22 protein-coding genes are annotated in these 23,323 nt (G+C 62.9%); 5 read left to right on the top strand and 17 right to left on the bottom strand.

The genetic code is table 11. The features are described 5' to 3' along the window. Positions 1-57: 57 nt before the first annotated feature. The 6 genes from HF955_RS13245 to tatA form a co-directional block, all read right to left on the bottom strand. Positions 58-711 carry a protein-L-isoaspartate(D-aspartate) O-methyltransferase gene (locus tag HF955_RS13245; RefSeq protein ID WP_291075656.1) on the bottom strand — a complete coding sequence of 218 codons (654 nt, stop codon included), beginning with the start codon at positions 709-711 and terminating at the stop codon, positions 58-60. Then, positions 699-1,460, bottom strand: a complete 762-nt coding sequence (surE, locus tag HF955_RS13240) for a 5'/3'-nucleotidase SurE (RefSeq protein WP_291075654.1) — start codon at positions 1,458-1,460, stop codon at positions 699-701. The genes HF955_RS13245 and surE overlap by 13 nt, the downstream gene beginning before the upstream one ends. Beyond that, the gene (gene serS / locus HF955_RS13235) at positions 1,457-2,743 is read right to left on the bottom strand and encodes a serine--tRNA ligase (protein WP_291075652.1); all 1,287 of its coding nucleotides are present in this window, start codon (positions 2,741-2,743) and stop codon (positions 1,457-1,459) included. Before serS ends, surE begins: the two co-directional genes overlap by 4 nt. 88 nt (positions 2,744-2,831) lie before the next feature. Next, positions 2,832-3,653 (bottom strand): twin-arginine translocase subunit TatC, encoded by an 822-nt coding sequence (gene tatC, locus HF955_RS13230; protein ID WP_291075650.1) that lies wholly within the window; start codon positions 3,651-3,653, stop codon positions 2,832-2,834. Further along, on the bottom strand, positions 3,650-4,030 hold the full coding sequence (gene tatB / locus HF955_RS13225; RefSeq protein WP_291075648.1) for a Sec-independent protein translocase protein TatB: 381 nt from the start codon (positions 4,028-4,030) through the stop codon (positions 3,650-3,652). The genes tatC and tatB overlap by 4 nt, the downstream gene beginning before the upstream one ends. A gap of 24 nt (positions 4,031-4,054) precedes the next feature. After that, a complete protein-coding gene (gene tatA / locus HF955_RS13220) occupies positions 4,055-4,270 on the bottom strand; it encodes a twin-arginine translocase TatA/TatE family subunit (RefSeq protein WP_027838662.1) in 216 nt (71 codons plus the stop codon). Positions 4,271-4,350: 80 nt separating this feature from the next. On the opposite strand from tatA, the gene HF955_RS13215 reads away from it, so the two are divergent. After that, complete coding sequence (locus HF955_RS13215; RefSeq protein ID WP_291075646.1) at positions 4,351-5,127, top strand: exodeoxyribonuclease III; 777 nt, start codon at positions 4,351-4,353, stop codon at positions 5,125-5,127. Here the strand turns inward: HF955_RS13215 and HF955_RS13210 are convergent. The 3 genes from HF955_RS13210 to HF955_RS13200 form a co-directional block, all read right to left on the bottom strand. After that, positions 5,124-7,058 carry a glycoside hydrolase family 9 protein gene (locus HF955_RS13210; protein WP_291075644.1) on the bottom strand — a complete coding sequence of 645 codons (1,935 nt, stop codon included), beginning with the start codon at positions 7,056-7,058 and terminating at the stop codon, positions 5,124-5,126. The two genes, HF955_RS13215 and HF955_RS13210, sit on opposite strands and share 4 nt — an antisense overlap. Positions 7,059-7,144: 86 nt before the next feature. Next, entirely contained in the window at positions 7,145-7,921 is a 777-nt protein-coding gene (locus tag HF955_RS13205; protein WP_291075642.1) for a hypothetical protein, read from the bottom strand. A gap of 15 nt (positions 7,922-7,936) precedes the next feature. After that, complete coding sequence (locus HF955_RS13200; protein WP_291075640.1) at positions 7,937-9,523, bottom strand: hypothetical protein; 1,587 nt, start codon at positions 9,521-9,523, stop codon at positions 7,937-7,939. A gap of 519 nt (positions 9,524-10,042) precedes the next feature. Between HF955_RS13200 and HF955_RS13195 the strand changes: the two genes are divergently transcribed. Further along, positions 10,043-12,223 (top strand): TonB-dependent receptor, encoded by a 2,181-nt coding sequence (locus HF955_RS13195; protein WP_291075638.1) that lies wholly within the window; start codon positions 10,043-10,045, stop codon positions 12,221-12,223. A 33-nt stretch (positions 12,224-12,256) separates the two neighbouring features. Here HF955_RS13195 and HF955_RS13190 read toward each other — a convergent pair whose 3' ends face one another. From HF955_RS13190 to HF955_RS13165, 6 genes are all read right to left on the bottom strand, one after another. After that, a complete protein-coding gene (locus HF955_RS13190) occupies positions 12,257-13,033 on the bottom strand; it encodes a response regulator (RefSeq protein ID WP_291075636.1) in 777 nt (258 codons plus the stop codon). Positions 13,034-13,379: 346 nt separating this feature from the next. Beyond that, positions 13,380-14,486: a histidine kinase dimerization/phosphoacceptor domain -containing protein gene (locus HF955_RS13185; RefSeq protein ID WP_291075634.1), complete on the bottom strand. Its 1,107-nt coding sequence runs from the start codon at positions 14,484-14,486 to the stop codon at positions 13,380-13,382. 102 nt (positions 14,487-14,588) lie between these two features. Beyond that, positions 14,589-15,404, bottom strand: coding sequence for a metallophosphoesterase (locus HF955_RS13180; protein ID WP_291075632.1), 816 nt, complete (start codon positions 15,402-15,404; stop codon positions 14,589-14,591). Positions 15,405-15,512: 108 nt separating this feature from the next. Then, positions 15,513-15,899, bottom strand: coding sequence for a hypothetical protein (locus HF955_RS13175; RefSeq protein ID WP_291075631.1), 387 nt, complete (start codon positions 15,897-15,899; stop codon positions 15,513-15,515). Positions 15,900-16,227: 328 nt separating this feature from the next. Then, the gene (locus tag HF955_RS13170) at positions 16,228-16,641 is read right to left on the bottom strand and encodes a VOC family protein (RefSeq protein WP_291075629.1); all 414 of its coding nucleotides are present in this window, start codon (positions 16,639-16,641) and stop codon (positions 16,228-16,230) included. A 215-nt stretch (positions 16,642-16,856) separates the two neighbouring features. After that, positions 16,857-18,389 (bottom strand): acyl-CoA carboxylase subunit beta, encoded by a 1,533-nt coding sequence (locus HF955_RS13165; protein ID WP_291075628.1) that lies wholly within the window; start codon positions 18,387-18,389, stop codon positions 16,857-16,859. Between the two features lie 211 nt (positions 18,390-18,600). Here HF955_RS13165 and HF955_RS13160 point away from each other — a divergent pair, with 211 nt between their 5' ends. The 3 genes from HF955_RS13160 to HF955_RS13150 all read left to right on the top strand — a co-directional run bounded on the left by HF955_RS13160 (position 18,601) and on the right by HF955_RS13150 (position 21,885). After that, positions 18,601-19,341, top strand: a complete 741-nt coding sequence (locus tag HF955_RS13160) for a polysaccharide deacetylase family protein (RefSeq protein ID WP_291075627.1) — start codon at positions 18,601-18,603, stop codon at positions 19,339-19,341. A 71-nt stretch (positions 19,342-19,412) separates the two neighbouring features. Then, positions 19,413-20,486, top strand: a complete 1,074-nt coding sequence (locus HF955_RS13155) for a hypothetical protein (protein ID WP_291075625.1) — start codon at positions 19,413-19,415, stop codon at positions 20,484-20,486. Next, the gene (locus HF955_RS13150) at positions 20,473-21,885 is read left to right on the top strand and encodes an MBOAT family protein (RefSeq protein ID WP_291075624.1); all 1,413 of its coding nucleotides are present in this window, start codon (positions 20,473-20,475) and stop codon (positions 21,883-21,885) included. Before HF955_RS13155 ends, HF955_RS13150 begins: the two co-directional genes overlap by 14 nt. Positions 21,886-21,968: 83 nt before the next feature. On the opposite strand, the gene HF955_RS13145 is transcribed toward HF955_RS13150, so the two are convergent. Both HF955_RS13145 and HF955_RS13140 read right to left on the bottom strand, forming a co-directional pair. Further along, on the bottom strand, positions 21,969-22,538 hold the full coding sequence (locus tag HF955_RS13145; RefSeq protein ID WP_291075623.1) for a hypothetical protein: 570 nt from the start codon (positions 22,536-22,538) through the stop codon (positions 21,969-21,971). Between the two features lie 68 nt (positions 22,539-22,606). Continuing rightward, positions 22,607-23,320 carry an ATP12 family chaperone protein gene (locus HF955_RS13140; protein ID WP_291075621.1) on the bottom strand — a complete coding sequence of 238 codons (714 nt, stop codon included), beginning with the start codon at positions 23,318-23,320 and terminating at the stop codon, positions 22,607-22,609. Positions 23,321-23,323: the final 3 nt, after the last annotated feature.

The raw sequence follows: 23,323 nt of genomic DNA, 5'->3' as shown, positions 1-23,323 counted from the left end.
CCTATAGCTGTGGGCAGTTGCATTGGCAAACAAGCCCTGCAGGTCACACAATTGTGTCTAGAGGGTCGCAGACCGGCCCTCGGACAAGGGGGGCAGCAGACCCGCCGCGCCGAGCCGGGTGGTGGTGCCGTCCGCCGTGACTCGCGCGATCCGGGCCTGCCCCTCCAGCTGCATCGGCGCGATGATGAACCCCTCCGGCGCGAGTTGGGCAAACAAGCCTTCCGGCACGGCCGGGACCTGCCCGGTCAGGAGGATCCGGTCATACGGGCCGCGTTCCGGCCAGCCAAGCGCGCCGTCTCCGTGCCGCACGGCGATATTGTCCAGCCCGAGGGCCACGATGCGCTGGCGGGCATGGTCTGTCAGACGGTCATACCGCTCGACCCCGAACACGTCGGCGGCCAGCCGGCCGATCAGGGCGGCCGTGTAGCCCGCCCCCATGCCGACCACCAGCACCCGCCGGTCGCGATGCCGCCCGAGGTCCAGCGCCTGCAGGAGATGGCCGGTCACGGTCGGGCGCGGAATCACCTGCCCGCACGGAATCGGCAGCGCGCAGTCCGCAAACGCCAATGCCTTCAGGTCCGCCGCCTCCACGAATGCGCCCCGGTCAACGGTTTCCATGGCGCGCAGAACGCCATCATCCGTTACCCCGTCCTGGCGCAGGCGCAGGACAAGGCGGGCAGCGCGGAACGGATCGACGGTCAGCTCTTCCATGACTCCCGCAGCGTCCGGAGGAACACTTCATGCGTCAAGTCCACATGCAGGGGCGAGACGGACACATAGCCATCATAGATGGCCCGCAAATCCGTGCCCTGGTCCGGTTTCGAGAGTTTTCCCTTGTAGCCGATCCAGTAATAGTCATTGCCGCGCAAATCTTCGCGGCGATCGGTATGGATGATCGATTCGTCGCGGAATCCCTGACGGGTGATCTGGATGCCCTTGACGGCATCCGGCTCCACATCCGGAAAATTGACATTCATGACCACATCGCCGGGCCAGCCCATCTCGATCAGCGGCTTGATCGCCTTGCTGCCCCAGGCGCGGGCCGTATCCCATGGCAGGGAGCCGCGCTCACGGAAGCTCTGCGACTGGCTGAGCGCAATGGACGGAATGCCCAGCTGCATGCCGAACAAGGCCGCCGCGATGGTGCCGGAAAAGCTCGTATCCTCGGCGATGTTCTGGCCGCGATTGACACCGGACAGAACCAAGTCAGGCTTCTCGGGCATCAGATTATGCGTTGCCAGCAGGACGCAGTCGGACGGCGTGCCCGCAACGGCCCACGCCTTCTCCCCCACTTCGCGCGTGCGCACAGGGTGGGTCAGAGAGATTGCGCGGCCCTTCCCGGACTGTTCCTCTTCCGGCGCGGCGATCCAGACATCATCGGAAATTTCCCGCGCAATGTCCTCCAGAACGGCCAGGCCCGGCGCATTGATGCCGTCATCATTGGTCAGGAGAATTCTCATGCCGAAATCACCTCAAGGCCGCCCATATAGTTGCGCAGGGCGTCCGGGACGGTGATGGAGCCGTCTTCATTCTGATAGTTCTCGAGGATCGCCACCAGCGTACGCCCGACCGCGAGACCGGAGCCGTTGAGCGTGTGGACGAATTCCGGCTTCGCACCCGCTTCCGGTCGATAGCGCGCATTCATGCGGCGGGCCTGATAGTCACCACAGTAAGAACACGAACTGATTTCGCGATAGGTGTCCTGGCTCGGCAACCAGACTTCAAGGTCATAGGTCTTGCGTGCCCCTGCCCCCATATCACCGGCGCAGAGCAGCATGCGGCGGAATGGCAGGTCGAGCTTTTTCAGGATCGCCTCGGCGCATCCGGTCATGCGCTCCAGCTCCTTCAGCCCCTCGTCCTGGTTGGCGACGACAGAGACAAGCTCCACCTTGTTGAACTGGTGCAGGCGGATCATGCCCTTTGTGTCACGCCCTGCGCTGCCTGCCTCCGAGCGGAAGCACGGCGTGTGTGCGGTGAACCGGCGCGGCAGATAGGACGCCTCGATGATGCTTTCACGAACGATGTTCGTCAGCGGCACTTCGGCGGTAGGAATAAGGAAATGATCCCCGGTGGTCTTGAAAAGGTCTTCCTCGAATTTCGGCAACTGCCCCGTGCCAACAAGGGCCTGATCCTTGACCAGCACCGGCGGCGAGCATTCCGTGTACCCGTGTTCCTCTGTCTGGACATCCAACATGAAGGCCGCGAGCGCGCGTTCCAGCCGGGCGAGCTTGCCCGAGAGCAGCACGAAGCGCGCGCCACTCATCTTCGCGGCGGTTTCGAAATCCATCATGCCAAGCGCCTCGCCGAGATCGGCGTGATCCTTCACGTCGAAGGCAAACGCCTTTGGTTCGCCCCAGCGGCTTTGCTCGACATTGCCGTCTTCATCCTGGCCGTCCGGCACTTCATCCAGCGGGATGTTCGGCAGGCCATAGAGCAGGTCGTCGAGCAGCTTGCGGGCCGCCTCTTCCTGTTCGCCGGCGGCCTCGATCGTGTCCTTGGCATCGGCCACGAGCTTGCGCAGGCGCTCGAACTCGGCCTCATCGCCCGAGGCCTTCGCCCTGCCGATCAGCTTGGAGGTTTCGTTGCGCAGCTTTTCAGCTTCCTGCTTGTCGGTCACCGCCGTTCGCACGGCGCCGTCATGCGCGAGGATTTCGTCGACGGAGTCCCCGAGGCCCGGCTTCTTCCGGTTCCAGGCGGCGCGGAACGCGTCGGGATTGTCTCGGATGGCGCGGATATCGAACATGTCTGTCGTCCTGTCTGGTCAGTCCGGCACTGCTGTAATCCGCACCGCGGCTGCCTGCAACCGGGGGATATGCGTACCTGCGGGCAGGTCAGGCTTCGCTGGCGTCTGTCTCGGCCTGCTTCTTCTCGATCATCTTCACGCACCAGATCGAGATTTCGTAGAGGCAGTAGACCGGAATGGTCAGCAGAATCTGCGAGATCATGTCCGGCGGGGTGAAGAAGGCAGAAAAGGCGAGGATCGCCACAATGGCGTATTTCCGGCCCTTGGCGAGCGCATCGGACGAGACGAGGCCGATCTTGCCCAGCAGGGTCAATACGACCGGCAACTGGAACGAAATGCCGAAGGCCAGCATCAGCGCCATGACCAGCGAGAGATAATCCGCCACCTTTGGCAGCATGGTGATGTTGGCAATCTCGCTGTCAGGGATTTCCATGCCCACAGTGAAACGAGCCAGCATGGGCAACATCAGGAAGTAGACAAAAGCCGCCCCGGCGACGAACAGGAGGGGCGCGAACACCAGATACGGCCAGAACGCGCCGCGCTCATTCTTGTAGAGCCCCGGCGCAACAAATTTGTAGAGCTGCCAGGCGATATAGGGAAAGGCCAGGAAGATGCCGCCAAACAGGGCCAGCTTCAGCTTTGCGAAAAAGAATTCCATCGGCGCGGTGTAGACGAATTCCAGCTTCGACCCGCGGATCGATTCCGCCATCAGCGCAAACGGCGCGAGCAGGAGCTCGAAGATTTCCTGCGCGAAGAAAAAGCAGGCAATCGTGCCGATCATCAGCGCCACGAGCGATTTGATCAGGCGTGAGCGCAGCTCTGTCAGATGCTCCAGCAGCGGCGCGCGGCTGGCCTCGACCTCGTCATCGATAAAGTCCGGCTGTTCGTCCTTTGGCGGCAAGGTGTTCACGCGGCATCATCCCCGGGTTTCGGCGCAGGCGCCGGTGCATCCGGGGCGCCTTTCGGCTTCGGATCGCTTGCGGGCGGCGGGGGGCTTTTTTCCATCACGGCCGAATTCACATCCGCTTCAAAGGCGGCCAGGTCATCCTGGGCCTGCTGCATCGTGTTCTCGCGCTTCAGATCCTCGATTTCCTTGCGCAGATCGTCGAGCTCGCTCTGTCGGGCAATGTCCTCAAACGCTGCCTGGAACTCCCGCGCCATGGCGCGGCCCTTGCCGACGAATTGGCCAACCCGGCGCATCATCATCGGCAGATCCTTCGGGCCGACAATGATCAGCGCCGCAAGGCCAAGCAACAAAATCTCGGAAAACCCGATTCCGGGCAGCATGCGAAGCGCCCTCCACTCGGCAAATTATGACGAGGCTTTCGTCTCGTCCTTCTGGGGGGTGACGTTGACCATCTCGTCCTTCTCGACGGATTTGGTCTCTTCCTCGTCCTTCAGGCCCTTTCGGAATGCACCGATCCCCTTGGCCATGTCCCCCATGATGGAGGAAATCCGGCCGCGTCCGCCGAACAGGAGGAGTGCGACGACCACCACGATCAGCAATTGAATCCAGCTTGGCGACATGCCTCTCTCCTCGAAGAACCCGATAAATATATACAGCAGCACACGCTGGAACAATGGGACGAAGCTGCTAAAGAACAGCCATGCGTATCGCCACCTGGAATGTCAACTCGATCAAGGCACGCCTGCCTACAGTGCTGGATGTGCTGGACGCCATCGATTGCGATGTTGTCTGCCTGCAGGAAATCAAGTGCGAGACGAATGCGTTCCCGTACATGGAGCTGGAGGAGCGCGGCTGGAACTGCGAGGTGCTTGGCCAGAAAAGCTATAATGGTGTCGCCCTGCTCTCCAAGCACGAGATCGAGGATGTCACCAAGGGCCTGCCCACGATCGAGGATGACCAGGCGCGCTATATCGAGGCGCTGATCCTGACCGACCGGCCGATCCGCGTCGGCGGACTGTACCTGCCGAACGGCAATCCCGCGCCCGGCCAGAAGTACGACTACAAGATGGAGTGGATGGACGCGCTGGAACAACATGCGCGCGGCCTGCTCAAACAGGACGAGGCCTTCGTGCTGTGCGGCGACTATAATTGTATTCCCACGCCCGAGGACTGCTGGGACGAGACGGTCTGGCAGGATGATGCGCTCGCCCTGCCCGAGACGCGCGCAGAATTCCGGAAGCTGAAATATCTCGGATTGGCGGACGCGTTCGAACTGACCGATGGACGCGCGCACCAATACACGTTCTGGGACTATCAGGGCGGCGCGTTCAAGAAGGATCACGGCATCCGGATCGACCATCTCCTCTGCTCTCCACAGGCTTGCGACAGGCTCCAGTCGGTGGAGATCTATCGCAAGGCCCGCGAACTCGAGAAGCCGTCAGATCATGTGCCGGTTATCGGCACGTTCGAGGACTAACGGCCCGTCTGGTCTGCACGGTCGATATCGTCCGCCCATGCCGCCAGCCAGAAGGTTGCGGCCTGCCAGTTGATGGCCACTTCATTCAGTTCGAACGCATCGACATGGTCTGCATAGCAGGTTTGGGCATGGCATTGATCGAAGATCATGCGTGAGACCGGACCGGCCGGGTCGGTATTGTTTGGCCCGCCCGAGACGGCGCCCGGAGGCGGCAAGGGATATCCCTCATGGCGCGCCCCGGCCCAATGGCGGTGGTGCGGCGCCTTGAATGCGTTCTCGCCATGACCGGACACATAGGAAATGTCGCGTGGATTGCGGCCGAGAATATAGTCCAGCAAGGACAGGGCCCCGTCGCGATACCGGACGTCGCCGGTCAAGTCATAGGCCGTGCCCAGCATCATGCCGCGGCTGGCCAGCGTGCCGATCGATCCCCAGGGCCACACGCCCCGGTTCATGGGAATCTGGTACCCTTCAAACCGGGTCTGGGCGATATAGGCGTCCGCTGTCTGGCGCAGGGCACCGACGGCTTCCTGCCGGATGGCCGGATCCGGTGCCAGGCGGGCCAGCGTCAGCACGCCCAGACCGGTTGTGTCCCCCCAATAGGGCTGCTGGCGGCCGCTGACGGGCCATTGGTCCAGAGCAGCCTGATAGGTTTTGACATCTTCCGCATACGCCGCGTCTCCGGTGGCGGCGTACAGCTCCGCAGCCGCCCAGTAGAATTCCCCGCGAATGTCGGTCGCCCCGTATGGGCCGGTGCCGGGAAAATTGTCATAGGCATAGGCGTCCGGCACCCGCTTCGCCGCCGCAAAGGCGCGTTTGGCTGCGGCCAGGCATTTGGTGGCATAGACATCGTCGATGCCGTTGAACACGCGGGCACATTGGGCGCCCACAGCCGCAACGTGCAGCGTGGCCGCCGTGGACGGTGCGAACAGGACACGGTTCGCTGTATTCTCATGCGGCATCAACGGGAACCGCGCCCAGACGGTATCGCCAGACTTGTGGTGCACCATGCCGGATACATCAATCACATCGGGGCTGGCGGTTTCCCACTGGCCATTGACCTGTCCGCGTAGGACAGCCGCCTCGGCGCCTTCGGGGGCCTGCATGCTGAGCATGTAGTCGAGATTGACCCGAGCCTCATCCAGCAAGTCGCTGACGCCATTGCCCGATTCCGGAATGTTGACGGTGCCGTCCTCGAATCCGTCAGTGCCGCGCTCATAGGCGTTCAGAAGGCTCCAGACGCTGATGCCGCTATTGACGACATATTTTCCGTGATCACCGGCATCATACCAGCCGCCGCTGACGTCCAGCTTGTAGTCGCAGGCAGGCCACTCGACACCGCGCGTGTCGGTGCCGGCAAAGCAGGTCAGCACTTCGATTTGGTGTCCGGCCGGGCGCGCCCATTGCTTGCCACCGGCATAGCGCGCTTCGATCGGGACGCCGGCCCGGTTGTGGTAGAAATAGTGGAGCGTGTCGTATTTGAGCTGCTTGAAGACATCTTCCGACACGGCGAAGGGGTGGCTCTTGCCGACGCCTTCGACATCGAGGACGAGCCCGGTAGCCGGAGTGCGCAGTGCGTCCGTCACGATCAGCTGAACATGGGCCCCGGAGCCGTCATGATAGCCATAGGGAATCGTTTGCCCGTCCGCGACGGTCTCCCCATTCGGCGCGATGATCCGCCAGTTCAGGGCTTCGGTCCGGTCCGTTTCGGCGATGCCGACGAAGGTGTATCCCGGCCGGATTCCTGTCTGGGTCGCCCGAACGGCGCCGCGCGGAGCGTTGAAGGCATCGAGATATTCCTGTTGCCGCGGCGTGATCACGGGATCGCCGGACTCGGCGCCCTCGACCACCGGCTCGGGCGGCGTGGCGCACGCCGCCAGGACGAGCGCGGATACGATGGCTGTCAGACTTGCCTTGCAGGACGTGAACATCGGCGTTCTCCAAATATTGCAGTGCCTTTGACGGCAACAATGCAAATTCGGGGCCAATCCTGTAGCGCTGACAGCCGTTTACCGGCTCAGTTCACCGATCCGTATTGCGCCCCGGCCTCATCGAAATAGGCCCGCCAGAAGGCTTTCACCTCCGCCATGGGCAGGTCGTAGATCTGTCTTGGCACGATCCGCGCCACCACATCGACCTGGTCCAGGCGCGGGGTCATGCGGGCGAGATCGGACCCGAGGAACGCCTCATAATCCGCACCGGCCCGATAGAAGCTGAAACCGTCTGAATGTTGCATCAGATCGGATACGAGCACGAGACGACGCGACGTGTCCCCCGGCTGGAAATCGGCCCGGTCGCTGACGGCATAGACCGCTTCCACCAGCGGGGAACTGGGCTGGCGCGTGTCCAGGAGGGCCGTCTCGACCTGCTCCAGCAGCGGCGCATAGAATTCCGATTGCCAGCTCTGCTCGACCATTTTCGGGTTCTGGAAAATCGGATTGGCTTCTGCGGCGCTGCCGGGAGAGCAGGCAAAGTGGATGCGCTTCGGCTCATACGGATTCGCGGCATTCGGCGTGAGAATTGTGAGGCGGCCATATTTCGGCAGAGCACGCGCTTCAGCATCGACGAATTCGTAGACCCAATCCAGATCGTTCGGATTGAAGGGGTCGGACTGGTCGATCAGGATGATCGTATGTGCAGGATCCTTGCGGTCCATGCGGCAGCTGGTGTCGGCCATCAGGGATGGCGGCTGATTGAACGCCACCACGGCGAACAGCGCGAAAACCACCCCCAGCATCAGCGCGATCATGCCGCGCCAGAACCACGGGCCTCTGTCACTTCTGCGACGTGGCATCCCTGAATACTCCTCCTAGGCCCGGCGTGCCTGATCCACCGGGACATGGGTTGCCCCCTTGGCATCACGGACCTTGCCGATTTCGTCAGCAACTTTCTTCTCGATGGAAGACAAGCCCTTCTGGACCTGCTGAATGTGTTGTTCAAGCCATTCCCGCGTCTGGTTCAGGGCCTTGATGTTGTTGTCGATCGCCGCAATGGCCTTGTTGGCCTGGTCGCGCTCCTTGGAGTAGTCGAATGGCGGCAATTGCGGCGTGACGATCTCGTCGAAATAGGCCGGGCATGGCGCCTGCTCACCAAGACGATCACGATGGGCGTTGCGGGCACGGCGGTGTGCCTGGCGATAAGCCACTTTGAGACTGCGCTCCTCATCGGCGGCCCGGGCGGCAATGGCTGCCGCATAGTCCCGGCGGGTTTCCAGAAGGTTCATGGCCTTCTCGATCTCGCGCTTGGCAGCGACATGACGCGATTGCTGGGTTTCGAACCAGAGCCGGCAATTGGAGAAATAGTCGGACAAATCATCCCGCACGCCATTGCGCACTTCCTGGCGGCGTTCATAGGCCTTGCGCTCCTTGCGCCAGACGCGGCCATAGCCGGGATACCGGTCCGAAATCCGGTCATAGCCCTCATAGACGGCCAGTGCGAACACTGCGAGCCCCATGAACAACAGCCCCAGGGCGAGGAAACTTTCCAGTCCGAACACGTTCGGAAACATGGACATGACGACATCACCGGGCGCGATGGAAAACATGGAAAACGTGCCCAGCGTGCCGGCCTCGGTTGCCGCCAGCAGGCCGAGTTCGACCGCGTCGCGGAAATGGGCGACGAAGAAATTGAGGAAGATGCCGGCCAGGATGAAGACCATCGCTATGGCACCGCCCATGATCTTGGCCGGCAGCGCCGGATGGTTGAGATAGCGCAGGCCGAAAAAGCCGGCGATGACCCCGAACAGGACATTCACCGAAGACACGCCGAAGGCGATCATCAGGCCGCCCATGAGACCATTGGCCTGCGCATCCTTGAACAGGAGCGCATTGAAGCCGCCTTCCAGGATCATGATGAAGATCAGGATGGCGACCGCCTGTTCCACATTTTTCTTGATGTCAGGCGTGCGGTCTCCGATCCGGTCTCCGTGGCGCAGTTTGAACTGCTGCAATTCGATGATCGCGGCGGAATGCGATTCCTTGGCCTCGTTCACATCATCCAGTTCGTAATGGCGGTATTCGTTCTCTTCGGTCTTGATCGCCTCGCGCAGCTGGTCCGGATAGATATCGATCGGCGTGTAGTCACTGATATAGTTGCGCACGGATGCTGCCGTCGTCGTCAGCCAGGTGCCGAGCCCCCGGCGCACATCTTCGGCTCGCCCGGCGATCTGCTGTTCGCACTCGCTCCACTGGTCGGGTGTCGCGGCTTCCGAAGCCGGCAAGCCATCGCGACCGTCTTTCTTGGCGGCAATCTTGGTCAATTGGCGATTAAGGCCCAGATATCCCTGCGCCCGCTTGCCCTTCAGGCCATGATCGGAAAGGTCGTTGCGAATCTCCAGTGGCTTGACCTTGCTCTGGCATCCAACGTCTGCGCCCCAGCGCACAGCTTTCTTCGACATCCTGTATCCTCTTAACAGCACAAGGCTTTTTATTAACCCTGGCGACCATGCGACTCCTTGGTTACCGAACGGTGAAAACTGGCGCAGGATGTGCGGATCGTAATGTTTTCGCTGCAGCGGCGCTTGCCCTGCAAGGATCACAAATGTAATAGCATCACAATGTCATTCCGGCTGTCCCGTCCGCGATGGATCGCATTGCTCGCCGCCCTGTTTGTGCTGGTACAGGCGCTGGGGCTGGGCCACGCGTCCGCGCACGCCGATGAAACGCATGAACATCACGGAATCACGTGTGAACTGGCGACGATTGCACAAGTGCAAGCCGTACTGCCGGCTGTTCCGCCTGCTCCTCTCGTACCGGCCCCAACAGCGCAGCCGGCCATAGCACTGGTTTCCAGCCCGCTCTGGATTCGCCCGCCGGGCCGGGCCCCTCCACCGCGAAGTCCCCCCGTCTCCCTGCAATAGCGACCTGACCGGCTGCCTGCGGGCAGCCCTCCCTATTGTCTGAAGGACTCCCGGACCATGACCCCCAACTACACCCGCCGCGTGATCGCGGCCTCGCTCCTGCTGGGCGCAAGCCCGCTCGCTCTTGCACAGGAAGCCCCCGAACCAGAAACCCTTGAAACCGTCATCGTTACCGGTGTCGGCCCCCAGCGCGAAACCGATGAGATGATTGGCAATGCCACCGCGATCAATCGCGCCGAACTCGTCGAGAAACTTTCCGGCACGCTTGGCGACACGCTCGCGGGCGAGGCTGGCGTGTCGACCACCTTCTTCGGCCAGGGTGCCAGCCGTCCGGTCCTGCGGGGCCTTGGCGCCGAGCGCGTGCTCGTGCTGACCAATGGCATCGGTGCGATCGACGCCTCTGCCGCATCGCCGGATCACCAGGTCGCGACCGACGGGATCGATGCCGAGAAGATCGAGATCCTGCGAGGACCTGCTGCGCTGGCCTATGGCGGTCAGGCGATTGGTGGCGTCGTCAATGTGATTGACGGCCTGATCGTGGAGAAACTGCCGGATGCCCCGGTCTCGTTTGATGGCTTTGCGGCCAATAACAGCGTGAATGAGGGCACCGAACTCGCGGGCAAGGCGCGGTTCACGACGGGGCCATTTGTCCTGACCCTTTCAGCTTCGGCGCGTGACTTCGGAGACTATGACATTCCCGGCTTTGCCGAATCCTCCCTGCTGCGCGCTATGGAGGAAGACGAGCACGACGATCATGACGAAGAGGATCATGACGAGGACGAAGATCACGATCATGAGGAGCATGAGGACGAGGAAGTTCGCGACACGATGGAGAACTCCTTCCTCCAGTCCGGAACCTATTCCGCCGGTTTCTCATGGGTCGGCGACGACGCCTTCCTCGGCTTTGCCATCCGTCAGCAGACATCCAGCTATGGCATTCCCGGACACGAACATCACGAACACGAGGAAGAAGAGGAAGAGGATCACGAAGACGAGGATCATGAGGACGAGGAAGACCATGATCACGAAGAGGAATTCGCCTTCATCGATCTGGAGCAGACCCGCTACGACATTCGCGGCGGAGCAAAGCTGGACCTCGGCCCGATCACGCGGATCGCGGGCAATCTGTCCTATGCCGATTACGAACATATAGAGTTCGAGGGTCCGGGCGAGCCGGGCACGATCTACACGACCGAGGGGACGGAAGGCCGTCTCGAGCTTGGCCATGTGTTCGGCGAGATGGTCGGGGCGGCCGGCGTCCAGTTCCTGGACAAGGATCTCGGCTCGGATGGGGAGGAGTCCTTCCTGACACCAACCTCAACCAAGACCTTTGGCGCCTTCATCTACGAGACATTGGAATTCGACGACCAGTCGGGCCTGGAAGGCGGCCTGCGGTTCGACAATACCGAACTTGACAACGAGGTTCAGGGTGAACGCAGCTTCGACCTGTTCAGCGCATCGCTGGGCGGTCACAAGCATTGGACCTCCGGCTGGTGGGCCGGCGCACAGCTCAGCTACACCGAACGGGCCCCGAACGAGAGCGAGTTGTTCGCCGACGGCGCGCACCTAGCGACGAGTCAGTACGAGGTTGGAGATGCTTCCCTCGGCAAGGAAAAAGGCACCAATCTCGAAGCCACCCTGCGCTGGGAGAATGATCGCTTCAGCATCGGCGCCAATGTCTTCCATTCGGACTTTGACGGCTTCATCTATCTGACACCGGGCGTTGTTCTCGAGGACGGCGTTGAAGTGGACGAACTGGATGAGTTGCCGATCTTCCTGTTCGAGCAACAGGGCGCGAGCTTCACTGGCGCCGAGATCGAGGCCGAGGCCCGCTTCCCCGAGGGCCTGCTGGGTGCGGACTGGGTGACATCTGCCAGCCTGGACCTGGTTGATGGCGAACTGGACGACGGGGGCAATGTGCCCTACCTGCCGCCGGTGACTTTCCATGCCGCGCTGGATGCCGACTGGGGCCTTTGGTCAGCCGGATGGACGATGACTGCCGCTGCGGACCAGGATGATCCGGGTACGGGCCTGCTGCCAACCGATGGCTATGTCACGACCGGACTGAAGGCTGCCGTGAACCTGTCGGAGGCCGGGTTCGGCAAGGACGGCACGCAATTGTTCATCGAGGGGCGGAACCTGACGGATGAGGAAGTGCGCTATTCCACGTCCGTTCTGAAGGATTCGGTGCCTGCGCCGGGCCGGAACATCCGCGTCGGCCTGAGAGTGGCCTTCTAGGCACAGGATCAGCCTGGCCTGCCGGCAGGCGGGTCAGGCTGTTTCGTGCCCCAGAAAGGCGGACAGGATTGCCTGGTCCAGAACCGTGCGCACATGCAGTGGCTCGAACGGTTTCGGGATCAGATAGGAGGGCTCGTCCTCCTGACCCTGCAGCAGCATTTCCGGATAGGCAGTGATATAGATCACTGGCACCGGGCGCGGCAGGGCCGCCACAATTTCGTTCACGGCATCAAGCCCGATGGAGCCGTCTGCGAGGCGCAAATCCGACAGGATGAGCCCGAATGTCGTGGTGCCGGCCAGCGCGACCGCCTCGGTCTGCGTCGTGGCAATGCCCGCCACTTCATGACCGGCCTCGGCCACGATCTGTGACAGCTGGAACGAAATCATCGATTCATCCTCGATGATCAGGACCGATGTGCTGACTTCATTGGCAATCGAGGATTCGGCATCGCGGAGAATATTCTCGACGTCCGCTTCGTCGACGACGAGAATCCGGGCGGCTTCCTGAACCGAGAACCCTTCCACAACGGTGAGCAGCAATGCCCGGCGCTGAAGCGTGGTCATCGCGTTCAGGATCTTTGAGATACCGGTGTCACCGTCAAGCTGGGACACCCGTTTGCTGATCGATTTGTCGAGCTCCGCGAACAGGTCTTCCTTGTGGAATTTGAGGTCCGGCGCGACGGAAATCCGGAAGATCAGCGACTCGATCATGTCTTCCACGGCTTCATCGCCATTGTGCTGCTCACCCATCAGGCCCCGGGCGTACCGGCGCAAATAGGGCAGTTCTGAAGATATCAAGTCGGAGAGCATGCGGCTCCTGTCCCCCCTGGGTTCCACATTCTTTACTCGGTTGTTCGCCAGACGGCCTTCTCACCTCGGCCCTCGTGATGGCCACAAATGCATAACCGAGCCTTAAGGACAATATCGTGTGGCAGCGCGGAAAGGTTCCCGATTCGACCGGAAATTTCCCGGAAATTCAATCGATGTGCAGTGTCCACTGCAGATTGAGAGCTGCTTTCAAGTGCAACGATTAACCTACAGACATCCGGATGATTTCATGTTGTCGCCCTTCCGCGCCTTGGCGGCACCCTTTTTTACCTTGCATTTTCAATGCACTAACACGTCCCCAAACAAAACTTCGCCTGGCAGGCAAGTTTTAGCAGTTGCCGGTCGCCGGAAGCGCGAGAACCATGCGGTATCCCTCCCCGCCCGGACCCTGCTCGAGCGTTGCGCCGATCTGGGCAGCGGACGCCTCCATGATGCGCTTGCCGAGTCCTTCCACGGATTTCGCGTTCGGCATCGCCCGCTCGGTCGCCTTTCCATCGTCTTCGCAGATAATCCGCAGCCTCTCGTCTCCCCCGCCGGACCCGGTGATGCGGACGGTTCCCGGCGTGTCGTCGCCAAAGGCGTGCTTGATCGAATTGGCCACGAACTCGCTGGTGATGACGGCAATCGGGCTCGCCAGCGAAGTTGGCAGGGCAATGGCCGGCGCCTCACAGCGGATTTCGACATGAGGCGGCGCGGAATCCTGCAGCAGTGACGCGACCTCGTTCAGAAAGGCATCCAGCATGACGGCGTCATCCATCGGCGACTCGTGCAGCATCTGGTGCAGGGTCGCGGTCGCCTCGATGCGGCGGCTGATGGCGTCGAAGGCTGCGAAGGTTTCCTGTTCGCGGCCGAACCGCGACCGGTACAGTCGGACCAGCGAGGCCACGGATTGCAGCGAGTTCTTCACCCGGTGGTCCATTTCGTTGCGCAGGATTTTCTGGTTCTTCAGGGCCAAGCGCAAATCCATTTCGCGCATCACCTGACGGGCCAGGGTCCGCAGGGCCTTGCGCTGGAACTCGTTGAGCGCGTTCGGCTTGTTGTCCAGCACGCAAAGCGTGCCGATGGGCAGGCCGTTCGGCGCCTTCAACAAGGCCCCCGCATAGAAGCGCAGACCATCCTCCGGCATGCAGAGTTCATTGTCGGCTGTGCGCGGATCTTTCTGGGTGTCGTGGATCTCGACGAAATCCTCGCTGAGGATCACATGGGAACAGATCGAGGTGGCAAGCGGAGTTTCGCGTGCGCCGATACCGACTTCCGCCTTGAACCATTGCCTGTGCTCGTCGATCAGGTTGACCACGGAAATCGGGACATTGCAGAGCGTCGAGGCCAGTTCGACCACTTCGTCGAATTCGGGTTCGCGCTCGGTATCAAGGATGTCGTAGTTTCGCAGGGTCTCAAGCCGGGCGGCCTGGTCTGGATGGGGCGCAGCTTTCATGGGAGAGGCAGGTCCGGTGGCAAGATCGTGTCGTTCGGTGTCATTATAGCGCATTCCGTCTCAAATACAGGCCCGACCTGCCCGTTTCTTCCGCCTGCCATTTCAACGCGGCCGTGCCAGGGTCAGCCTCTGCCCGGGATGGGCCGGCCACTCGCCGGCCTGTCGGGGCGCATGATCGATTCCCGGAACGCTTTCAAAGCGCGGCGGGCCGGCATCCGGCAGGACCAGCGCGGTCAGCCGCCCGCCATGCACCGCCGCCGTGTCGAGCCCCGTGGCATGCGCAAAACAGGCCGGCCCCTCCAGCCAGGGCTGGTGCCCGAACACGACATGGCCAAACCGGCCATCATAGATGTCTGCCCAGAACGGATCGTCCGGCCGGTTGTGGCCGAGGGCAAGGAACTCCCCCGTCGCGGCCGAGACATAGCGTGTGCGCAATACCTTGCGGAACGCCTTGGCGCGCTTGCCCTGCCATTCGCTCGCGCGCGCGGCGCTTTCCGGGAAGCTGCGCATGTCGCCGGGAATGCCGCCATGCACGACCAGCACGCCCCAGGCCGGCAGGCGCAGGAAGGGCACTGCCCGGGCGAGAAAGGCGCGGTCGGCGGGTGACAATTGGGCATCAAGCGCGGCCAGGTCCGGTGCCGCCTCGGCCATCTGGCGGGCGATTTTCGGCCGCTCGGTGAGGTTCTGGTGATACCGGCGATGACGGTCTTCATGATTGCCCTCGACAAGGACGAGGTCGAAGGGTGCGGTCTCGCTCAGCTGGCGGACGAATTTCACCGTGCCGGCCGGGTCCGGCCCCTTGTCCACCAGATCGCCGAGCAGGACCAGCCGGTCCCCCTCGCCGAGGCCGAGCCGGGCGATGAGCGCCTCCAGCGGCTGCAGGGCGCCGTGGACATCTCCGATGATCGCAGTGGTCATGGCCCGCCCATCGTACGCCGCGCGCCCCGCTGTGCAAGGCGCAAGCGGGGGCAACGCCCGTGAAGGCGCCTGGACAGGACAGTGGCGGTTTCGAAACACGTGGCCGGGTCAGATATCCGGGCGCGGCAGGCCCGGCGCAGACGGCAGGAGGACTCCCCGGACGGGCAAAGGGCGGGATGCGGCCGGATAGAAGCGCGGGCCCGCAGGCCCGGCAGCGTGCGGCGGCGCGAACGCCTCACCGCTGAGCGCGGCGCACAGGGCGCGCGAGGGCCCGGCCGCGGCCAGCGGCGCAGGGCCCCGCCCGGTCAGATCATCCGACAGGGCCAAGATCGTCACCCGGCCGCGCGCGTCCACCCCCCACATCATTTGCGCGCCCGGCCCGCCATGGGCCTGAAACCACGCCTTCAGGCGCTGGATGCGCCAGAAGATCAGTGGCCAGACGGGCCACTGATACCAGGGCAGGCCCGGCAGGGGGACGAACAGGGAATACGCCATCGCCTGCCAGTATATGTCAGGCAACGGAGGGGGTGGATGAGATTATTTTCGGATGAGTGTTTGCAGCAGGATGGGGCGGGTTTGAGGGGGGATAGGCCATTCTTCCCTGTTCCTGTCATTCCGGAAGATCCGCAGGATTTGTCCGGGACCCAGCTTGCTTTGCCCGCGCTCGTGCTTCGACTTCGCTCAGCATGAGCGCTCTTGATGGGCGGCAAGGAACAGACTCATCCTGAGCGAAGTCGAAGGATGATGGCCGAAGACGGGACCTCAGCCTGGGTCCCGGATATTTGCTGCGCAAATTCCGGGATGACAGGAATGGGAGGCCTGCTCAACCCGTCCGGCCATCGACGCGCCAGTCCGGGAAGCGGCGGACCTTCCCCGCGAACATCAGGCAGACTTCATTGCCCGCCGGGTCGCGCAGCCGCGCCTCGCGCCAGCCCCAGGATTCGTCAGTGGGCTCCGTTACAAAGGTAAGCCCCTGCGCTTTCAGGTCTTCGACATGCGCGTCGAGCGCGTCGGCGGACGGATGATCGAAACAGATCACGGTGCCGGACCCGACAGGCGCGCTGACGGCATGGAGCGACAGGGTCGCGCCGCTGCCATCTGCGCTCTCGAACCGGGCATAGCGCGGCGGAGCCTCCACAATCCGCACCATGCCAAGCGCCTCATAGAACGCGACGCTGGCAGAGTAATCGAGGCAGGGAATGGTAATCTGGTTGAGGATCATGGACGGGCCTTTCATGTACGAAATCCGTGAGGGGCCTGTCTCGTAATTGCTCAAGTTAGGGTGAGGTCAAGGGGTGCGCTACGAAAGCCGCGTCCCGGATAATCGCCAAGCACATTCCGGTCCGAAAGGGATGGGAGGCCTGTAGGGTGGGTTGAGCGAAGCGATACCCACCGTGGCGGCCGTATGTTGGTGGGTATCGCTTCGCTCAACCCACCCTACGGAGGTGTTTCCTAGAGCGGAATATTATCGTGCTTTTTCCACGGGTTTTCGAGCTGCTTGTTCTGCAGGCTACGGAGGGCTTTGGCGACGCGTTTGCGGGTTGAGTGCGGCATGATGATGTCGTCGATATAGCCCTTGCGCGCGGCGACGTACGGGTTTGCGAAATTGTCCTCATACATCTTTGTGTGCTCGGCAATCTTTTCTTCGTCGCCGATATCCTTTCGGAAGATGATCTCGACCGCGCCCTTGGCGCCCATCACGGCGATCTCTGCCGTGGGCCAGGCATAGTTCACATCGCCGCGCAGATGCTTGGAGCTCATCACGTCATACGCGCCGCCATAGGCCTTGCGGGTGATGACGGTGACCTTCGGCACGGTGGCTTCGGCATAGGCGAAGAGGAGTTTGGCGCCATGCTTGATCAGGCCGCCATATTCCTGCTTCGTGCCCGGCATGAAGCCCGGCACGTCCACAAAGGTGACGACCGGAATGTTGAAACAGTCGCAGAAGCGGACAAAGCGCGACGCCTTGCGGGAGGCGTCAATGTCCAGAACCCCGGCCAGCGTCATAGGCTGGTTGGCAACAAAGCCCACGGTGGAGCCTTCGATACGGCCAAAGCCGCACAGGATGTTGGCGCCGAATTTCGGGCTGATCTCGAAGAAGTCGCCTTCATCGGCCACTTTCTCGATCAGTTCGCGCATGTCGTAGGGCGAGTTCGGGTTTGGCGGGATCAGCGAGTCGAGGCTTTCCTCAACGCGCTCTGCGGAATCATAGACGGTGCGGACCGGCGGGTCTTCGCGGTTCGAGCCCGGCAGGAAGTCGATCAGGCGGCGCATCTGGACCAGCGCCTCGATATCATTCTCGAAGGCGCCATCGACGACGCCGGATTTCGCCGCATGGACGGAGGCCCCGCCGAGGGATTCATGGGTGACCTCTTCATTGGTCACGGTTTTCACCACGTCCGGCCCGGTGACGTACATGTAGGACGTGTCCTTCACCATGAAGATGAAGTCCGTCAGCGCCGGGGAGTAGACATCGCCACCGGCGCATGGGCCCATGATGACGGAAATCTGCGGGATGACACCGGAGGAGAGGACATTCTCCATGAAGATGTCGGCATAGCCGGCGAGACTGTCCACGCCTTCCTGGATGCGTGCGCCGCCGGCGTCAAAGATGCCGACCACCGGCGCGCCATTCATGGCGGCCGCCTTCTGGACCTTCACGATCTTGGCGGCATGGGTCTTCGACAGCGAGCCGCCGAACACGGTGAAATCCTTGGAGAAGACATAGACAAGGCGGCCATTGATCGTGCCCTGCCCCGTGACCACGCCATCGCCGGGGATTTTCTGTTCGTCCATGCCGAAATCGGCACATTGATGCTCGACGAACATGTCCCATTCCTCGAAGCTGCCTTCATCCAGCAGGACCTCGATCCGCTCGCGGGCGCTGAGCTTGCCCTTGGCGTGCTGTTTCTCGATTCGTGCTGCGCCGCCGCCCATGCGGGCTTGTTCGCGTTTCTGCTCCAGCGCTTCGATTACATCCTGCATGCGAGCGGGCTCCTTGCCAAAAGACTGTCATATAAACTGCTGGCTTGCTTGATAATCGCACGGGAAGGCTTGGCAAGGGCCAATCCGGACCATCTCGCCGCGGCATGACCGCCTTGACCTCGCGTCAGGACCGGCCCGTCAAGGCGGCTGACAGGGCCGCGTCTTCCATGCTAGCGTTGCCGAAACCCTCCCTTGCCGAACGAGTAGAGTCATGCGCCCAGCTTCCAGCCCTTCGCTGCGTGCCCTTGCCCTTGCCGGGCTGCTGGCCCTGACGGGCTGTATGGGCGGCACATCCGAGGCCGAATGCGGGGAGGATGCGCTGGGCGTGTCGCGCACCCTGTTGCTGACGCCGGACTCGCCGCCACCCCTGGACCAGCTGGCGCCGGGCGAAGTGATCCTGAGCTTTGATGACGGGCCGGACCTGTTCCGCACGCCGGGCGTGATGAAGGCGCTGGGGGCGGAATGCACGCGGGCGACCTTCTTCCTGCTGGGGCGCGAAGCCGAGGCGCGGCCGGGCCTGGCGAAGGACATCATCGCGGCCGGGCATTCGGTGGGCAGCCACAGCATGGACCATGCGAACCTCGCCGAGCTGAGCGTGGAGGACGCGCTGGCCAATGCAGCGGCCGGCCGGGCCGCCGTCGAGACTGCGATCGGACAGGCGACGCCGCTGTTCCGGTATCCCTTCGTGGCGACGACGCCCGAACTGAGCGCAGCGATGACCGATGCCGGCCTGATCGATGTGACAGTGACGGCAGACGGAGCGGACTGGACGCGCAACGCACCGGAAGATTCGGTCGCGATGATCCTTGCCAAGCTGGAACAGACCGACCGGCGCGGCATCATCCTGTTGCATGACCCGTTCGCAAAATCCGCCGCCAGGACCCGCCTTCTGCTGCAGTCATTGAAGGATGAGGGCTATCAGATCGTGGCGCTGGAACAGCCTGCAGACTGATTGCCGAACCGGGCGGCATTGGCATGCATCCTGCACCGGCCTAGTGATTAAATTTCCCTGTCCCGGCTGCCATGACGACCCAGATTCGAACCGCCCTGTTTTCCGCCATCCTGTTTGCCATCGGCTTTGTGCTGGTGGCGGTGCCGCTGTCGCTGGGCCTGAGACAGGCTACGCCGATGCCGGACCTGGTGGTGCTGAGCCCGAAACTGGACGCCTATGTCGCCAATCCGGACGCCTATGACACGGTCTTCATCGGCACCTCGCGCACCTTCTATCATATCGTGCCGGACGAGGTGGAAGCCGGCGCGGCGGAAGCCGGTTGCCCGGACTGGCGCGTCTACAATCTCGGCGTGTTCGGCCTGACCGGCGTGGAAGAGGACTGGCTGGTCGAGCAGGTGCTGGCGGCCGGCGGCCCGTCGCTGAAACGCGTCGTGATCGAGGACCCGCTGCCGAATGCGCGAGACCTGGCCGATGTGACAACCGACCGGGCACGCTATTTCCACGATCCGGCGCTGCTTCGGGCGCAGGTCGACACGATCGCGTCCTATCCGGAATCCCTGCCCAAGCGCGTGTTCCGGGGCGGCATCATGGTGCTGGGCACCGGCTTCGACCTGTCGGGTGTGGGCCGGGGCGCGGCGCTGCTGTTCCCGCCGGGAGTGACGCCGCCGCCGCACACATTCGACATGGCCGAGGACGGGTTCGAGGCGCTGGGATCGATCCTGACGCCGGACATCGAGGCCCGCCGCAAGGATTTTGAAGATCATCCCGAACAGTTCGAGGCGAAGCTGGCCCGCTACGGCGCCAAAACCAATGAGGATGTGACCGCGCGCGCGGCCTATCTGGCCGAACGGCTGGACCGGCTGGAGGCGCAGGGCGTCGAAGCCGCATTGTTTGTCTCGCCGGATCTGGCGGAACTGGACCGGACGCCGCGCACCGGCGAAGCGGTCCGCGCCCTGCCGGGGGACCATACGGTGCTGAACTTCAACCGGCCGGATGTCTATCCGGACCTGTTTGCGCGCGACCTGTGGTTCGATTTCAGCCATTTCGGTGAAACCGGCGCCCGGACGCTGAGCCGCGAAGTGGGCCGCACCTATTGCCAGCAGGCTGGCCATCAGAAGGAGACGGCTGTCCATGCTGTTCGTTGAAGCCCGGTTCTTCCTGTTCTTCGCCATCGTCTTCGGCCTGGTCTGGACGCTGCGCAGCAATCAATGGCGCAAACGCGTCCTGACGCTGGCCTCCTATGTCTTCTATGGCGCCTGGGACTGGCGGTTCCTGGGCCTGATCCTGATGGTGACGCTGGTCAGCTATCTGGTCGGCCAGGCCGCGACCTGGCCCAAGGAACAGACCAAGCGGCGCAAATGGGCACTCGGCACGGGCATCGTCTTTGCCCTGATGGTTCTGGGCGTGTTCAAATACTTCAATTTCTTCACCGACAGCTTCACCGACTTTGCTGCCATGATGGGCTTCAATGCCGGGCATGTGACGCTGAATCTGGTCCTGCCGGTCGGCATCAGCTTCTACACGTTCCAGGCCATTTCCTACATGGTGGACGTCCATCGCGGGGCGATTGGCGCGCGGCGCAGCTTCCTGGATGTGGCGTTCTATATCGCCTTCTTCCCGCAATTGGTGGCCGGGCCGATCGTGCGCGCCTCGGACTTCATTCCGCAGATGGATACGGCGCGCAAATGGAGCGATGTGGCCGTACGCGCCAGCGTGGCGCTGTTCCTGGTCGGCTTCTTCAAGAAGGCCTGCGTGTCGGACAATATCGCCCCCTATGTGGATCTGGTCTTTGCCGACCCGTCCGCCTATTCCGCCCTCAGCGTGGTGGCCGGCGTGCTGCTCTACGGCATCCAGATCTATTGCGACTTTTCCGGTTATTCCGACATGGCCATCGCAACGGCGGGCCTGCTCGGCTACAAATTCCCGCCGAACTTCAACTCGCCCTACCTGTCGGCCAATATCCAGGATTTCTGGCGCCGCTGGCACATCTCCCTGTCCAGCTGGCTGCGGGACTATCTCTACATCCCGCTGGGCGGCAACCGGAAGGGCAATATGCGCCGGGACATCAATCTGATGACGACGATGGTGCTGGGCGGATTGTGGCACGGGGCCTCGTTCAATTTCGTGATCTGGGGATTCCTGCATGGCCTCGCCCTGATGGTGGAGCGGACCTGGAGCGATCTGGTGGCCAGCCGCGTGCGGCCGCTGGGCGCGCTCGGCCTGTTGCTGGGCACGGCGCTGACCTTCTACTGGGTGAACCTCGCCTGGATTTTCTTCCGCGCGCCGACGCTGACGGAATCGCTGGCGATTGCGAAGACCTATGTGACGCTGAGTTCGGAGGGCACGCAGACTCTGCCAGCGGTGGTCTGGCCGTTCATCCTGGCGATCAGCCTGTTCCATGCGATCAGCTACCGGCTGAAGATCGGTGAGGCGCTGGCCAGGATGCCCGCACCGCTGTTTGCGGTCAGCACGGGGGCCCTGACGGCGCTGGCGCTGTCCTTCGTGCCGCTGGGCTACCGGCCGTTCATCTACTTCCAGTTCTGACAGGACGCGCCCCGGATGACAGGTCCGGGGCGCGGACGACAGGCCGGCTATTCTGGCCAGCCTGCCGCCAGGGGCCGCGGGGCTCAGTAGCCGTAGCGGTGTTTCTGTTTCCAGTGGCCCTTGCCTGGACCGGCATGGGGGATGCCCTCCAGCCGGATCACCTGACCGCGGCGGACCGTGCAGTGGACATCGCGTTCCCGGTCGCGGCGGCGGCCCTCGAATTCGACCTCCTCGAAGCGGATGTCGAACCCGTTCGGGCCGACCTGGCGGACGCGGCGGTCATCATCAAAATCAATGTCGCGGAAGCCGGCGCGCCACGCCGTGCGGCCTATTGCGGTGCGGCAGGCGTGGACGGCTGACCGGCGCAGATACCGGGCCTGGTCCCGCGACTGGCCCCATTCATTGGTGCGGTAATATCCCCGGCCATGCGCGTGGCTGCCGCCATGGCGAACCTGCACAGTCAGGCCGGTCTGGGGGCCGAGGCGCGTGTCGAGCCGGGTGATCTGTCCCCCGACGGGATCGGCCATGGCCGGGGCGGCGATGAAGGCGGACGCGGCAAGGGCAACGGCCGCCATTCGGGCATTCATGATCTGCTTCATCATGACTGCAGCAAACCATGGCCGGGGCGAACGCCAGCTGAGCGGCGTGTTCATCGCCGGTTTCGCTGCGGTTCATGATAGTTCAGACCGTTTCAAGCCATCTCAGCGGAGACCGGATCGTGTCAGCCCAGTCCGGTCAGCCAGGTCTCCAGCGCCTTGGCCTCGATCCGGCGCAGGGCGGTGACGGCCTTGGCCTCGTCATCCTCGCCCCATTGCTGGGCCTGCCAGGCCTCGTCGATCCGGGCGACCTCATAGGCGTCGGTGGCCGTCAGTTCGCCCTCGACCGTCGCCATGGCGAGCACGGCCGAGCCGAACAGGCCGCAACCGAACATCAGGCCGGTCAGGGTGAAATCATCAAGGCCGAGCGCGTAATTCCGCGCAGCATCGAGCGAGGCATCCGGCTGGGGCGAGGCGATGATGCCCTCGACCGGCACGAGGATGACGTCCAGCGCCTGCCCGGCCCAGGCGCGCAGCGGCGCCCAATGGGCCTCTTCCAGCTCGGCCAGTTCCTCGGAATCCTCGGCGATGTGGCAGACAAGGTCCGTCTCGCAATAGCGTGCCAGCTCGTCGGCCATTTCAAAGCGCGTTTCCGGCGTGCGGTCTATGGCGACATTGGCGAGGCGCGTCAGATGCATGGCGGCGAGGTCGATATGCTCGCCCTGCGCGTTCCACTCGGCCGCGATGGCCTTGGCCAGTTTCTCGGTCGGCAGGCTCAGCGCCGCGCGGGCGGGCGTCTTGATGGAGCGGCCATCGAGTTCCACGGTCCAGCCGCCCGGCATCTGCACGGCCTTGGCGGTTTCATAGAAGCGTTTCGGCTTTGGGGTCTCGTCAGTCATGCG

Origin of the sequence: Hyphomonas sp. (assembly GCF_017792385.1) — a bacterium.
In the GTDB taxonomy this organism is placed as follows: Bacteria; Pseudomonadota; Alphaproteobacteria; order Caulobacterales; family Hyphomonadaceae; genus Hyphomonas.
This window is presented reverse-complemented; position numbering and strand designations above follow the sequence as displayed.